We start from the raw sequence: 13024 nt of genomic DNA on the forward strand, positions 1-13024 counted from the left end.
GCAACCTCGCGCGAGGTTGCTGGGCCGCCGTCAGGTAGTAACTAGTGGGGGGAAGTCTAAGTCGGTGAGGACCTTCTCGAAGACTCCGAGGCCGCGTTCGAGGTCCTCTTCGCTGATGTTGATCGGCGGGACCACGTGCAGCCGGTGGTAGTTGTTGAACGGGATGACGCCGTGCTCCTTCAGCGCCGCCACCACCGAGGCGACCTCAGGTGATCCTCCGCCGTAAGGGGCCAGCGGTTCCTTGGACTCCTTGTCCCGGACGAGTTCGATCGCCCAGAACGCTCCGGTGCCGCGGACCTCGCCGACATGCTTCGAATTCTCAGCGATCTGCCGCAGACGGGGCCCGATGATCGTCTCCCCGATATGAGCGGCGTGTTCAATCATGCCCTCCTCGGCCATCGCGTTGATCGTCGCGACCGCCGCCGCGCACGCCAGCGGATGCCCGGAGTAGGTCAGCCCGCCGGGGTAGACGCGTTCGGCGAAGGTCTCGAAGATCGCCTCGCTGATGACGACTCCGCCCAGAGGCACGTACCCGGAGTTCACGCCCTTGGCGAAGGTGATGAGATCGGGGACGATGTCGAAGTGCTCGAAGGCGAACCACTTGCCCGACCGTCCGAACCCGGCCATCACCTCGTCGGCAATGAGCACGATCCCGTGCTCATCGCACAGCGCCCGCACACCCTGCATGTACTCCGGACTGGGCACCATGATGCCGGCAGTGCCGGGAATGGATTCGAGGATGATCGCGGCGATCGTCGCCGGTCCCTCCAGCTCGATGGTCCGACGCAGGTGCTGCAGCGCCCGTTCGGTCTCTTCGGCCTCAGTGGTGGCGTGGAATTCCGAACGGTAGAGGAAGGGGCCGAAGAAGTGGACGACGCCCGATTCTCCGGTCTCGTTCTCCCACCGGCGCGGGTCACCGGTGACGTTGACGGCAGTCTGGGTTCCACCATGGTAGGACCGGTAGCGGGAGAGCACCTTCGTCCGGCCGGTGTGCAGACGTGCCATGCGGATGGCGTGTTCGTTCGCATCCGCGCCGCCGTTGGTGAAGAACACGTGGTCGAGCCCGGCCGGGGTGCGGTCGGTGATGAGGCGAGCCGCCTCGGAGCGGGCGGCGTTGACGGTGGCCGGGCTGATCGTGCACAGCACATCGGCTTGGTCCTTGATCGCCTGTACGACGGCAGGATGCTGGTGACCGATGTTCGTGTTCACCAGCTGCGAGGAGAAGTCGAGGAACTCCCGACCCTCACCGTCGATGACTGTCGACCCGTGGGCGCGGGCGACGGTCGGCGGGTCGATGAGTCGCTGTGCCGACCACGAGTGGAAGACGTGCGCGCGGTCGAGTTCACGGGCTCGGGCGGATTCGTCCTTGAGCGCTGCGAGGTCGGCGTCGTCGAGATGGTGCACCATTGTCACCCTTTCACTGAAGTACTGGGGATGAGCGCGGAATCCGCGCCCGTGGGCTCATCGTAGAACACATTCGACTACAGTGACGAGCATGTCTTACCGGACCATCGTCAGCCCCGTCGAGGCCGAGATCGAGATCAAGAGATCCCGTTTCCTCGCCCGGCTCTCCCCCGCCGCGGATGAGGCCGAGGCCAGGTCCGTCATCGCCGAGGCGCGCGCCGAGCATCCGAAGGCCCGCCACCATTGTTCGGCGTTCGTCCTCGACACCGATTCGCGCACTCAGCGCTTCAGCGATGACGGGGAACCGGCTGGCACTGCGGGCGCTCCGATCCTCGATGTGGTCACCGGTCATGATCTGACCTTCGTCGTCGCCGTCGTCACCCGGTATTTCGGGGGCACCCTGTTGGGCGCGGGCGGGCTCGTCCGCGCTTACGGTCAGGCCACCTCGGCGGCCGTGGATGAGGCTCGGATTGTCACCCGTCGTGAGCGCGTCCCGGTGTCAGCAGCCGTCGACTATGCCCAGGCCAACGCCCTGGAGCGGGCGGCCGGGAACCGGGGGTGGACGACGCGGGCCGACTACGGCGGTGAGGTCGGACTCGATGTCCTGGTTCCCCTCGCCGAGGTGGCCGATGCCGTGGCGATGTACGCCGACCTCACCGCCGGTCGGGCAGAGCCCGAGGTCGGTGAGGTCGAATGGGTGTGAGGCCGGGGATCGACGTTCTGATCAGCGAGAGCTGATCAGTCGAGCGCGGCGATCTTCGCGACCTGGGCGTTCGTGAGCATGACGAGATCCTCGGGGCGGATCTCGATCTCGAGACCGCGACGGCCGGCCGAGACGAACACCGTCGAATGGTCGAGAGCTGTGCGGTCGACGACGACCGGCACGGCATGGCGCTGTCCGAACGGAGAGACTCCGCCGACGGGGTAGCCGGTACGACGCTCGGTTTCGGCTACGCCGGACAGCTGGGCCTTCTTCGCTCCGCGCGCGGAGGCCAGAGCTTTGAGGTCGAGCTGACCGGAGACGGGGACGAGCGCGGTCACGGGCTGCCCGTCGACCTGGATCATCAGAGTCTTGAACACCTGGTCGGAGCTGACGCCGAGTTTGTCGGCGGCCTCCGAACCGTAACGGCGGGTGGCGGGGTCGTGGTCGAAGCTGCGCAGGCTGTAGTCGATGCCTGCCAGATTGAGCACTCGCACGGCCGGGGTCGCCGCGCTGGAAGTCTTGGATGCAACTGTCATAAGGGGGTAGTGCCTCCTGCCCGCAGGTCAGCGGGGCCAGGAGGCGCAGCTTTCACGGCTCCGTGTCCCCGCATCGATACGGACGGAATGTTGTATCGGTGCTGATAGGTACCCGCCCACAATAGGCGAAGTAGGCTTGCGGACGCCAATTCCCGTGACGTCAAGTGACTCGTCGGTAAGCCCGTCACCCCCTTCGGCCGGAGACGCTCACCCCCACCCGAGTTCGTGGAGCCGATCGTCATCGAGCCCATAGAAATGGGCGATCTCATGAACGATGGTGACGACGATCTCCTCGCGCAGGTGATCCCGATCCTCGGCGAAGTCGATGAGGTTGTCACGGTAGATGAAGATATTGTCGGGCATCTCGAACCCGGCGACTCCCCGCTCCCCGATCGGTGTGCCCTCATAGAGGCCGAGCAGGTGTCGATCACCGTTCTCCGGCCGATCCTCGACGAACAGGGCGACATTGTCCAGCTGTTCGGTCACCCCTGCGGGCAGCAGATCCAGGGCTTCGCCGAGGATCGCGTCGAACTCCTCATCACTCAGGGCCTCCATGCCTCCCACTCTAGCGACTCCGATCCCCTCGCCGAGGCGGCCCTGCGGAACGTCGAAAAGCACCGCTTCCGTCGTGTGACCGAGGACACTCCTTTTCGTTTTGCATTCCTCGAATCGGGTGGGATAAGCTTAACGTCGTTGCCCACGGGGAATCCGAGGACAACCTGGGCCCCCATCGTCTAGAGGCCTAGGACACCGCCCTTTCACGGCGGCGACACGGGTTCGAATCCCGTTGGGGGTACGGTGTAAGATCGTAAGGTCTTCCATCACAACAGCAAGGCCCTGTGGCGCAGTTGGTTAGCGCGCCGCCCTGTCACGGCGGAGGTCGCGGGTTCGAGTCCCGTCAGGGTCGCGGAGCATAAGGCTCTTCTTCGGAAGAGCCTTTGTTTCTCTCGACATACTTATTGAGTATGTCGGCGGCTAGGCTCTGTAGCTCAGTTGGTAGAGCGTTCGACTGAAAATCGAAAGGTCACCGGATCGACGCCGGTCGGAGCCACAACACGGAAGCCCCGCTTCCCAGTGAAAACTGGGAAGCGGGGCTTCTTCGCGTCTGCGCCCCATCTCGACCGCCACTTTGCCCGACGTGATCTGCGCCCCGCATTCGGGACTCCTGACTACCTTTGCGGTGACTCTGCGGATTATTCGCGTAGTCCTGCGGAATTTCGGCATACCCCCGCCATTACGCTGATTCAGGCCCTCGGGAGTGGTTGCTCCTCCCCGGGCAGACCGCCTCCCGCAGAATCCCCTGGGAGCTCAGGTCTTCTCATCCCCAAAGTGAGCAGGAGGAACTCAACGTGCGCACTTCAGTCGAAATCGGTCAGACGAGCACTGGAGACCACCCCTCACTTGCCATCTTCGACCGCGGACCGGTCCCGGCCCCGCGCACACTCGTCGAAATCTTCGCCGAAACCGTTCGCGCCCATCCCGATGCCACGGCCCTCGATTCCGCCGATGCCACCCTGAGCTATCGGCAGCTCGCCGAGGCGGCCCGGGAGTTAGCCGCGCGACTGCACCGCTGCGGGATCACCCATGGTGATCGGGTCGGCATCCGCGTCCCGTCCGGAACTGCGGACCTCTACATCGCCGTCCTCGGCATCCTCACCGCCGGCTGCGCCTATGTCCCCGTCGACTGGGACGACTCCGAGGAGCGCGCAGCCACCGTCTTCGACGAAGCCCACGTGGCCGCCGTGATCGGAGAGAAGCTGAAGATCGTCCCCACCGCCGAGACGGATCCCGCCTCAGCAGCGCCCGTCGGACCACCCGGCCTCGAGGACGACGCCTGGATCATCTTCACCTCGGGTTCGACGGGCAAGCCCAAGGGAGTGGCGATCACGCACCGTTCGGCCGCCGCCCTCGTCGACACCGAGCATTCCCTCTACCTCGCCTCCGACCCGCTCGGCCCCGCCGACCGCGTCATGGCCGGACTGTCCGTGGCCTTCGACGCCTCCTGCGAGGAGATGTGGCTGGCGTGGCGCAACGGCGCCGTGCTCGTGCCCGCACCCCGCGACATCGTGCGCTCCGGCCCCGACCTCGGCGACTGGCTGACTGCGCAGCGGATCACCGCGGTCTCAACCGTGCCGACGCTGGCCTCGCTCTGGCCTGCCGAGGCCCTGGAACACGTGCGACTGCTCATCTTCGGCGGGGAAGCCTGCCCGGCTGAACTCATCGCCCGCCTCCACGAACCATGGCGGGAGGTGTGGAACTCCTACGGCCCCACCGAGGCGACCGTGATCGTCAGCGCCGCCCTCCTCGTCCCCGGCGACATCGTGCGCATCGGCCGCCCCATCGACGGGTGGGAGCTCACTGTCGTCGATCCCGACACCGAACATCCGGTGGGCTGGGGCGAATCCGGAGAGCTCGTCGTCGGCGGAGTCGGCCTCGGCCGCTACCTCGATACCGACAAGGACGCAGAGAAATACGCACCCCTGCCTGCACTCGGCTGGGACCGGGCCTACCGCACCGGCGACCTCGTCCGTGCCGAGGCAGACGGCCTCCTCTTCGAGGGCCGGATCGACGACCAGGTCAAGCTCGGCGGCAAACGCATCGAACTCGGCGAGGTCGACAGCTACCTCGCAGCGATCCCCGGAGCCAACGCCGGCGCCGCCGCCGTGCAGAAGACGAGCGGCGGCTCCGATGTCCTCGTCGGCTACTTCACCGAGACCGAACCCGGCAGCATCGACATCGATGCCGCACGGGTGGAACTGACACAGAAGCTCTCGGCCGGAGTCGTTCCCGTCCTCACCGTCCTCGACGAGATGCCGATGAAGAGCTCCGGAAAGGTCGATCGCAAGGCGCTGCCGTGGCCGCTGTCGGCCCCCGGCACCGAGGTGAGTGGGCTGAGCCCCGATCAGCAGTGGCTGCGGGACCTGTGGGTCGAACAGCTGGGACCGATCGCCATCGACGCCGACACGAACTTCTTCGAAGTGGGCGGCGGATCCGTCCAGGTCGCCCGTCTCGTCGCGCGCATCCGCCGCAGCCACCCGAGCGCCTCGATCGCCCAACTCTATGCCCACCCCACTTTGGCGGCGATGGCGGACTACATCGGCACCCTGTCATCATCACAGGCTCGGAACCCGATGCCCGGCCGACTGCCGGTGGGGCCGAGGATCTTCCAATTCGGCTTCCTCGGCGGAATCTACGCCCTCAACGCCGTCCGCTATATCGTTGCCACGGTGACTGTGGTCTGGGCTCTCGACTTCTTCCTCGCCGCTTCGTGGGTTCCGCGCGTGCCGTTCCTGCCCGTCGCCGCAGCCTGGATCCTCATCTTCTCCCCCATCGGACGCATCGCGCAGGCCGTCGTCGTCGCCCGAATTCTGACTCTCGGCCTGCGACCGGGACGATATCGCCGAGGCGGCTGGACGCACGTGCGTCTGTGGGCCGCCGATCGTTTCTACGTCTTCCTCCGCCTCGAGCATCTCGCCGGCACACACCTGAATGTCCTCATCCACCGTCTCCTCGGCAATTCGGTGGGCGCCGGCGCCCACCTGGCCAACCAGCCGCCGACATCCGGGCTCGCCCGGATCGGCGACCATTCCGTCGTCGAGCGCGACGTCGATCTCCGCGGATTCCGCATCGTCGGCGACACGGTCCACATCGGTCCGATCACCATCGGCGATTCCGCCCGGATCGGCGCCCGTTCGGCCGTCGAACCCGGCGTCTCCGTCGGATGTCGCAGCGAGATCCGGGCCGGATCCCTCGTCGACATCGACATCGACGCCGATGAGTCCTGGGGCGGTTCACCGCTGGAATTCCTCGCCGAGGCGGGACTGAGCTGGCCCGAACAGAACCAGCTGGACACGCAGGAAACCGGTACCTGGTCGTCAGCAATTCGGTCCGTCGCCGAATCCGCCGGCATCGTCCTCATCGGCCTGCTGCCGCTGCTGGCGTTCATCCCCGGCATCGCCATCGTCCTGCCCCAAGTCATCGGGATCGGCGACTTCCCGACCGTCGCGAAGACTCTGGCCGTCTGGGTTCCGCTGACGGCGGTGCTCACGGCGCTGACTTGGCTGACACTCGTCGTCATCACCGTGCGGGCGCTGGCCCACTACGTTCAGCCCGGCTACTACCCACAGGATTCGGTCACCGGCTGGGCGGTGTGGCTGACGCAGACCCTGCTCGATCGGACCCTGATCTCGGCGTATCCGATCTACGCATCGATCGCCACTCCCCTGTTCCTGCGCTGCCTCGGTGCTCGCGTCGGCAAGGACACGGAGATCTCCACTCTCGAGACCATTCCTCACCTGACCTGGATCCAGGACCGGTCCTTCATTGCCGATCATGCCCTCCTCAACGCTCCTCGCCACTATCGGGGCTGGATCCACATCGGCACGACCGTCGTCGGACGCGGAACCTTCGTCGGCAACTCGGCGATCGTCGGGGCCGATATCGATCTGCCTCCGGACTCCCTCGTCGCCGTCCTCGGCTCGAGCCCGGTCCGAGCCGCTGTCGGCACCTCCTGGATCGGCGGAACCGCGCAGGCGATCCCACGCTCCCGCAACGATTCCCAGTCGGAACGCACCTATCGGCCCTCGACTGCTGTGAAATGGGCACGTGCCGCGGTGGAGAGCGGACGGTTCATCCCCTTCATCCTCACGAACTGGATCGAGTTGGGTCTCGTCGCCGGCCTCAACGCCATCTATATGAGCACGCTCTTCTCCACTGATTCCCCTGTGCACAGCCTCCTCACTGCCACCCTGTGGGCGTTCCCGCTGACCCTGAGCGCCGGAATCCTCTCCGTGCTCATCGCCGTCGCCGCCAAATGGATCCTCGTCGGGAGGTTCACGGCGCGGGAGCGCCCGCTGTTCAGCAGCTTCGTCTGGCGCAATGAGCTCGCCGATGTCTTCGCCGAATCCCTGGCCGTGGCATCGCTAATCAAGATCGCCATCGGCTCCCCGCTGGCGGTCTGGTACGCCCGGATCATGGGGGCTCGAGTCGGCAGGGACGTCTGGTTGGAGACGTGGTGGCTGCCGGAGTTCGACCTCATCGACATCGAGGAACGCACGAGCGTCAACCGGGGCACCGTGGTCCAGACTCACCTCTTCCACGACCGTGTGATGTCCCTCGTCCCCACCCGCCTCGAAACCGGGTCCACCCTCGGCGTCAACAGCTTCATCCTCCCCGGAGCCGTCGTCGGCGAGCGCACCGTCGTCGGCGACGGGTCGCTTGTCCTCCGCGACGAAGAGCTGCCCGCCGACTCCCATTGGCAGGGCAATCCCGTCGAACCGATCACGAAGGGAGTTCCGGTATGACCGGCACCACCGTTGAGCGACCGATGCCCGGGCCGAGGCGGCCCCGTGAGATCTGGACCGGCCGGTCCGAAGTCTGGCTGTCCGAAGTCTCCTCAGATCCGGCCGAACCGATGCGCAATGTCGCCGGCGGAGGCCTGCGGGTCTCGAACCGGATGCTCACGAACGTCGTCGATCGAGAGCGACGGCGCAAACGCGCCCGGTCCTCCGGAGTCGATGCCGCACGAGGCTTCGCACTCATCGGCATGTTCGCCATCCATATGCTGCCCGCCGCACGCGAGGACGGTGAGCCGACCGTGGTCTGGCAGCTGCTGGCCGGCAACTCTGCGGCCCTCTTCGCCGTGCTCGCCGGGGTCTCTCTGGCGTTCAACAGCGGTGCCGAACGCCCCTTCACCGGGACGCAGATGAACCGCTCACGGGCCAACGTCGCCATCCGCGGTCTCCTCCTCATCGCTCTCGGCGTCGGACTCAATCAGATCGGCCTGGCAGCATTCGACATCCTCCCCTACTTCGGGGTGATGTTCCTCCTCTCCATTCCCCTGCTGCCGCTGCGGGCGCGCACGCTGCTCATCTCCGGAGCTGTCCTGATCGTCGCCCTCCCGATCCTCCGCTTCCTCATCCACCGCCAGGTCGACGGACTCGCCTGGCATCCGAACCCGACGCTCGGAGAGATCGTCAGCGCCCCTGTCGATGTGGTCACCTCGCTGCTCATCACCGGTGCCTATCCGGCACTGACATGGTTCGCTCTCGTGTGCATCGGCATGGGCATCGGACGGCTCCAGCTGCACTTCACGACTCCGCGGATGCTCATCATCGTCGCCGGAGGAGCTGCCTTGCTGTTCGCGATCGCCGTCACGCGTCTCCTGGTCTACCTCAACCGCTTCGGCGGCTACACGACCGTGCGGACCTCCTTCCCCGGCAGATCGACCGACGACGTCGATGACTTCCTCGTCTACGGACCTACCGGTCCGCTGCCGACCGCGTCCCCGGGCTGGCTGATCTCGGGCGGCCCGCACACGAACACTCCGTTCGCGTTCATCATCGGAGCCGGCTTCGCCATGGTTGCCATCGGCGCGTTCATCCTCATCGCCCGCCGCAGCAACCTGCTGCGACCGCTCGTCCAGATCGGTCGGATCCCGATGTCCCTCTACGTCAGCCACCTCATCCTCCTCACCATGGCGCCCACTGACTTCGGGGCGATCCGCCTCTTCATCGTCCAGTGCCTCTTCGCCTTCGCGTTCACGGCCGTGTGGCTGCGCTTCTTCAAGCGCGGCCCCGTCGAGGCGGTCATCACCTCAATCACTCGTATCCTGACGAAGCTGCTGGGATTCGGAACACCATCGGACAGATCAGTGACACGGAGCTGAGATGGCGACCGTCCGGGCACCGGCGGCCGACGGCTTCCGGTGGACCGATCGCTGGTTGCCACCGCATACCCATGTGCTCATCTGCCCGACCGAGGAGACCGCCTCGGGGGCTGTCGATCTGCTGCTGAGCCTGCTGTCCCGGGAACTCGCCGCCCCGATCAAGGACATCGTCTGGCACCGTCCCAGCATCGCCACCACTCGGACCGGCACTGCCCGGGTCTTCACCTCCATCTCCCGAACCGAGGGCGCTGTGGCCGCAGCCGTCAGCTGCCGCCCCATCGGAGTCGACATCGAAGCGACTCAGACCGAGGAGCAGAGCCACGACCTGATCACTCTCTTCCACCCGCGCGATCGAGCCGCCGCGGGCCGGGTCGCTGGGATCGCTCGACAGCGACGAGTGACGACGATCTGGACGCGGATCGAAGCCGTCCTCAAGCTGTGGGGAACAGGCTTGAGAATCGATCCCGCGCAGGTGAGGGTCGGCCCCGGACCTCAACCTCTGAGGGGCCGCCGCATCAGAACGGTCTCTGCCGTCGAGGCACTTTCCGCGACGGCCGAGTATTCGGTTTCCCTGGCGTGGGATCGGGGCTGCGGGGCATCCTGCACCTCTTGAAATCCCAACCGACTGGAGTAGGTTGAAGGTGAGTTCGATGACCCGCCCACGTCGTGGTGGTGCGGGGTGAAAGGAGAGCACGATGACGAACAATCCGACGATTCAGGAACTCAGCCACGAGGACAGGGCTTTCCCACCCCCAGCGGACTTCGCCGCCGCAGCCAATGCCCAGGCTGTCGAATACGAGAAGGCGGCCGCCGACCGCATCGGCTATTGGGAGGAGCAGGCACAGCGGATCAGCTGGGAGACTCCCTTCAACACGGTCCTCGACTGGTCGGAGAAGCCCTTCGCGAAGTGGTTCACCGGCGGCAGGCTCAACGCCTCCTACAACTGCGTCGACCGCCATGTCGAGAACGGCCACGGCGATCGTGTGGCCTACTACTTCGAAGGCGAATCCGGCGACACCCGCACCATCACGTACTCCGATCTTCTGCGCGAGGTCTCGAAGACCGCGAATGCCCTCACCGAACTCGGAGTGAAGACCGGCGACCGCGTCGCCATCTACATGCCGATGATCCCGGAGACGGTGTTCGCCATGCTGGCCTGCGCCCGCCTCGGCGCCCCGCACACCGTCATCTTCGGCGGATTCTCCGCTTCGGCGATCGCCGACCGCGTCAAGGACTGCGGAGTCGAATTCGTCATCACCGCAGACGGCGGCTATCGCAAGGGCAAGCCCTCGGGTCTCAAATCCGTCGTCGATGAGGCAATGGAGGACTGCCCCGAGGTGCGCAATGTCCTCGTCGTCCGCCGCACCGGCCAGGACGTGGACTGGAACGGCGACCGTGATCTGTGGTGGCACGAGGTCGTCGATCGGCAGCCGGAGACGCACACTCCAGACGCCTTCGATTCCGAACATCCGCTCTACATCATGTACTCCTCGGGAACGACCGGAAAGCCCAAGGGCATCATGCACACCACCGGCGGCTACCTCGTCGGCGCCTCCTTCACCCATTGGGCGGTCTTCGACATCAAACCCGAGACGGACGTCTACTGGACGGCCGCAGACATCGGCTGGGTGACCGGCCATTCGTACATCGTCTACGGTCCGCTGGCCAATGGGGCCACCTCGGTGCTCTATGAGGGCACCCCGGACACACCGCACCGGGGCCGGTGGTGGGAGATCGTGCAGAAGTACAAGGTCTCCATCCTCTACTGCGCGCCCACGGCGATCCGCTCGTTCATGAAATGGGGCCGCGACATCCCCGCGCAGTACGACCTGTCCAGCCTGCGTCTGCTCGGCAGCGTCGGTGAGCCGATCAATCCCGAAGCGTGGATGTGGTACCGCGAGCACATCGGCGGGAACCGCTGCCCCGTCGTCGACACCTGGTGGCAGACGGAGAACGGCAGCATCCTCATCAGCCCTCTGCCGGGCGTGACCGAGACGAAGCCGGGTTCGGCGATGCGTCCGCTGCCCGGCATCGTCGCCGACGTCTACGACGACGAGGGCAATTCGGTCGAACCCGGAAACGGCGGCTACCTCGTCATCAAGGAGCCGTGGCCGTCGATGCTGCGCACCCTGTGGGGCGATGAGGAACGGTTCAAGAAGACCTACTGGTCACAGTACCCGGACGTGTACTTCGCCGGGGACGGTGCGAAGATCGACCGCGACGGTGATTTCTGGGTCCTCGGCCGCGTCGACGACGTCCTCAACGTCTCCGGTCACCGGATGTCGACCGCGGAGATCGAGTCCGCCCTCGTCGCTCATCCGAAGGTCGCCGAGGCGGCCGTGGTCGGGGCTGCTGATGAGATGACAGGGCAGGCGATCGAGGCCTTCGTCATCCTCCGGGAGAGCGCGCACGACGGCGGGGACGATGTCGTGGGTGAGCTGCGAAGTCATGTGCGGTCCTCGATCGGACCGATCGCAACTCCCCGTTCGATCATGATCGTGCCCGATCTGCCGAAGACCCGGTCGGGCAAGATCATGCGTCGACTGCTCAAGGACGTGGCCGAGAATCGCGAGGTCGGCGATGTCACGACCCTCGCGGACTCCTCGGTGATGGACCTCATCCAGAAGGGCATGAAGGAGAGCTGACCTTCCCGGGCGACGGGCGATTGGCTAACTCACCCTTGCGTGACCCACGGCACACTGATGTACTGTTGAGTAACATCTCGTGGAGCCCGCTTGGGCGGGTTCTGCTCGCGAGGGACAGCACTGACGCCTAACTGCAAGGACGCACAGACATGACGCGTGGAACGAAGATCGCCGGCAACCGCATCCTCATCACAGGGGCCGGAAGCGGAATCGGCAGACTCATGGCTCTGGACGCGGCGGCCCGCGGCGCGGCCGAGGTCATCATCTGGGACCTCTCGGACGAACGCGGGGACGCGGTGCGCGCCGAGGTGGAGGCCGCTGGAACCAGGGCCCGATCCTTCACCCTCAATGTCGGTGATGCCGACCAGGTTGCCGCCATGGCCGAGCAGACCGGTCAGATCGACATCCTCGTCAACTGCGCCGGCATCGTCTCCGGCAAGAAGCTTCTCGACATGGAGGAAGCGGCGATCCGTCGCCTCTACGACGTCAACACCTTCGCCCTGTACTGGACGACCCAAGCATTCCTGCCCGGAATGATCGAACGTGACCGCGGTTCGGTGGTCACCATCGCCAGCGCTGCCGGCCTGACCGGAGTCGCTCGACAGACCGACTACTCGGCGAGCAAATGGGCGGCGGTGGGCTTCACCGAGTCACTGCGCGGAGAGCTGCGCGCCGACGGCAGCCGGGTCAATACGCTTGCCGTGTGCCCCTTCTATATCAACACCGGCATGTTCAAGGGAGTGCAGACGAAATTCCCCCGCCTGCTCCCGATCCTCGAAGAGAACGATGTGGCCACGCGGGTCCTCGATTCCGTCGAATCCGGTCGTGAGCAGCTGGTCATGCCCTCACTCGTCCGCCTGGTTCCGGGTGCCCGCCTTCTGCCGACCCGCGCTTTCGACAAGGTCATGGACTTCCTCGGCGTCAACCAGACCATGGACCACTTCACCGGCCGGACCGGTCCGGGCCAGAAACACAGGTCACCGGAAGGAGACGTGCCCGTCACCGTCGCACGTCACTAGGCGGCACATCCTCGGCGCTGGTCCACAATGGAATCAGGGTGCGAAGGAGA

At 65.7% G+C, this 13024-nt stretch carries 9 protein-coding genes and 3 tRNA genes; 9 read left to right on the forward strand and 3 right to left on the reverse strand.

Features of this window, described 5'->3' with window-relative positions; genetic code table 11:
* Positions 1 to 30: 30 nt before the first annotated feature.
* On the reverse strand, positions 31 to 1407 hold the full coding sequence (locus ACU4IU_RS05000) for an aminotransferase class III-fold pyridoxal phosphate-dependent enzyme (RefSeq protein WP_446656025.1): 1377 nt from the start codon (positions 1405 to 1407) through the stop codon (positions 31 to 33).
* Between the two features lie 88 nt (positions 1408 to 1495).
* On the opposite strand from ACU4IU_RS05000, the gene ACU4IU_RS05005 reads away from it, so the two are divergent.
* Entirely contained in the window at positions 1496 to 2107 is a 612-nt protein-coding gene (locus ACU4IU_RS05005; RefSeq protein WP_259356942.1) for an IMPACT family protein, read from the forward strand.
* A gap of 35 nt (positions 2108 to 2142) precedes the next feature.
* Here the strand turns inward: ACU4IU_RS05005 and ybaK are convergent, their stop codons facing one another.
* Positions 2143 to 2643 (reverse strand): Cys-tRNA(Pro) deacylase, encoded by a 501-nt coding sequence (gene ybaK / locus ACU4IU_RS05010; RefSeq protein WP_101546357.1) that lies wholly within the window; start codon positions 2641 to 2643, stop codon positions 2143 to 2145.
* 207 nt (positions 2644 to 2850) lie between these two features.
* Entirely contained in the window at positions 2851 to 3198 is a 348-nt protein-coding gene (locus ACU4IU_RS05015) for a metallopeptidase family protein (RefSeq protein ID WP_172175184.1), read from the reverse strand.
* 168 nt (positions 3199 to 3366) lie between these two features.
* On the opposite strand from ACU4IU_RS05015, the gene ACU4IU_RS05020 reads away from it, so the two are divergent.
* The 8 genes from ACU4IU_RS05020 to ACU4IU_RS05055 all read left to right on the forward strand — a co-directional run bounded on the left by ACU4IU_RS05020 (position 3367) and on the right by ACU4IU_RS05055 (position 12974).
* Positions 3367 to 3439, forward strand: a tRNA-Glu gene (locus tag ACU4IU_RS05020).
* A gap of 37 nt (positions 3440 to 3476) precedes the next feature.
* Positions 3477 to 3550: transfer RNA gene (locus ACU4IU_RS05025), tRNA-Asp, on the forward strand.
* Between the two features lie 71 nt (positions 3551 to 3621).
* Positions 3622 to 3694 (forward strand) — tRNA-Phe (locus ACU4IU_RS05030).
* A gap of 298 nt (positions 3695 to 3992) precedes the next feature.
* Entirely contained in the window at positions 3993 to 7946 is a 3954-nt protein-coding gene (locus tag ACU4IU_RS05035) for a Pls/PosA family non-ribosomal peptide synthetase (protein ID WP_446656026.1), read from the forward strand.
* Positions 7943 to 9310, forward strand: coding sequence for a heparan-alpha-glucosaminide N-acetyltransferase domain-containing protein (locus ACU4IU_RS05040; protein WP_446656027.1), 1368 nt, complete (start codon positions 7943 to 7945; stop codon positions 9308 to 9310). Before ACU4IU_RS05035 ends, ACU4IU_RS05040 begins: the two co-directional genes overlap by 4 nt.
* Before the next feature lies 1 nt (position 9311).
* Positions 9312 to 9923, forward strand: a complete 612-nt coding sequence (locus tag ACU4IU_RS05045; protein WP_446656028.1) for a 4'-phosphopantetheinyl transferase family protein — start codon at positions 9312 to 9314, stop codon at positions 9921 to 9923.
* 82 nt (positions 9924 to 10005) lie between these two features.
* Positions 10006 to 11955 (forward strand): acetate--CoA ligase, encoded by a 1950-nt coding sequence (acs, locus tag ACU4IU_RS05050; RefSeq protein WP_446656029.1) that lies wholly within the window; start codon positions 10006 to 10008, stop codon positions 11953 to 11955.
* Positions 11956 to 12104: 149 nt separating this feature from the next.
* Positions 12105 to 12974: an SDR family oxidoreductase gene (locus tag ACU4IU_RS05055; protein WP_139469190.1), complete on the forward strand. Its 870-nt coding sequence runs from the start codon at positions 12105 to 12107 to the stop codon at positions 12972 to 12974.
* Positions 12975 to 13024 lie beyond the last annotated feature (50 nt).

Source organism: Brevibacterium sp. CSND-B09, assembly GCF_052906525.1.

What these genes read in the sequence shown, in the direction of transcription:
- ACU4IU_RS05005 (WP_259356942.1), top strand. Translation starts at nt 1,496, where the DNA reads ATGTCTTACCGGACCATCGTCAGCCCCGTCGAGGCCGAGATCGAGATC.
- acs (WP_446656029.1), top strand. Translation starts at nt 10,006, where the DNA reads ATGACGAACAATCCGACGATTCAGGAACTCAGCCACGAGGACAGGGCT.
- ACU4IU_RS05045 (WP_446656028.1), top strand. Translation starts at nt 9,312, where the DNA reads ATGGCGACCGTCCGGGCACCGGCGGCCGACGGCTTCCGGTGGACCGAT.
- ACU4IU_RS05015 (WP_172175184.1), bottom strand. Translation starts at nt 3,198, where the DNA reads ATGGAGGCCCTGAGTGATGAGGAGTTCGACGCGATCCTCGGCGAAGCC.
- ACU4IU_RS05000 (WP_446656025.1), bottom strand. Translation starts at nt 1,407, where the DNA reads ATGGTGCACCATCTCGACGACGCCGACCTCGCAGCGCTCAAGGACGAA.
- ACU4IU_RS05040 (WP_446656027.1), top strand. Translation starts at nt 7,943, where the DNA reads ATGACCGGCACCACCGTTGAGCGACCGATGCCCGGGCCGAGGCGGCCC.
- ACU4IU_RS05055 (WP_139469190.1), top strand. Translation starts at nt 12,105, where the DNA reads ATGACGCGTGGAACGAAGATCGCCGGCAACCGCATCCTCATCACAGGG.
- ybaK (WP_101546357.1), bottom strand. Translation starts at nt 2,643, where the DNA reads ATGACAGTTGCATCCAAGACTTCCAGCGCGGCGACCCCGGCCGTGCGA.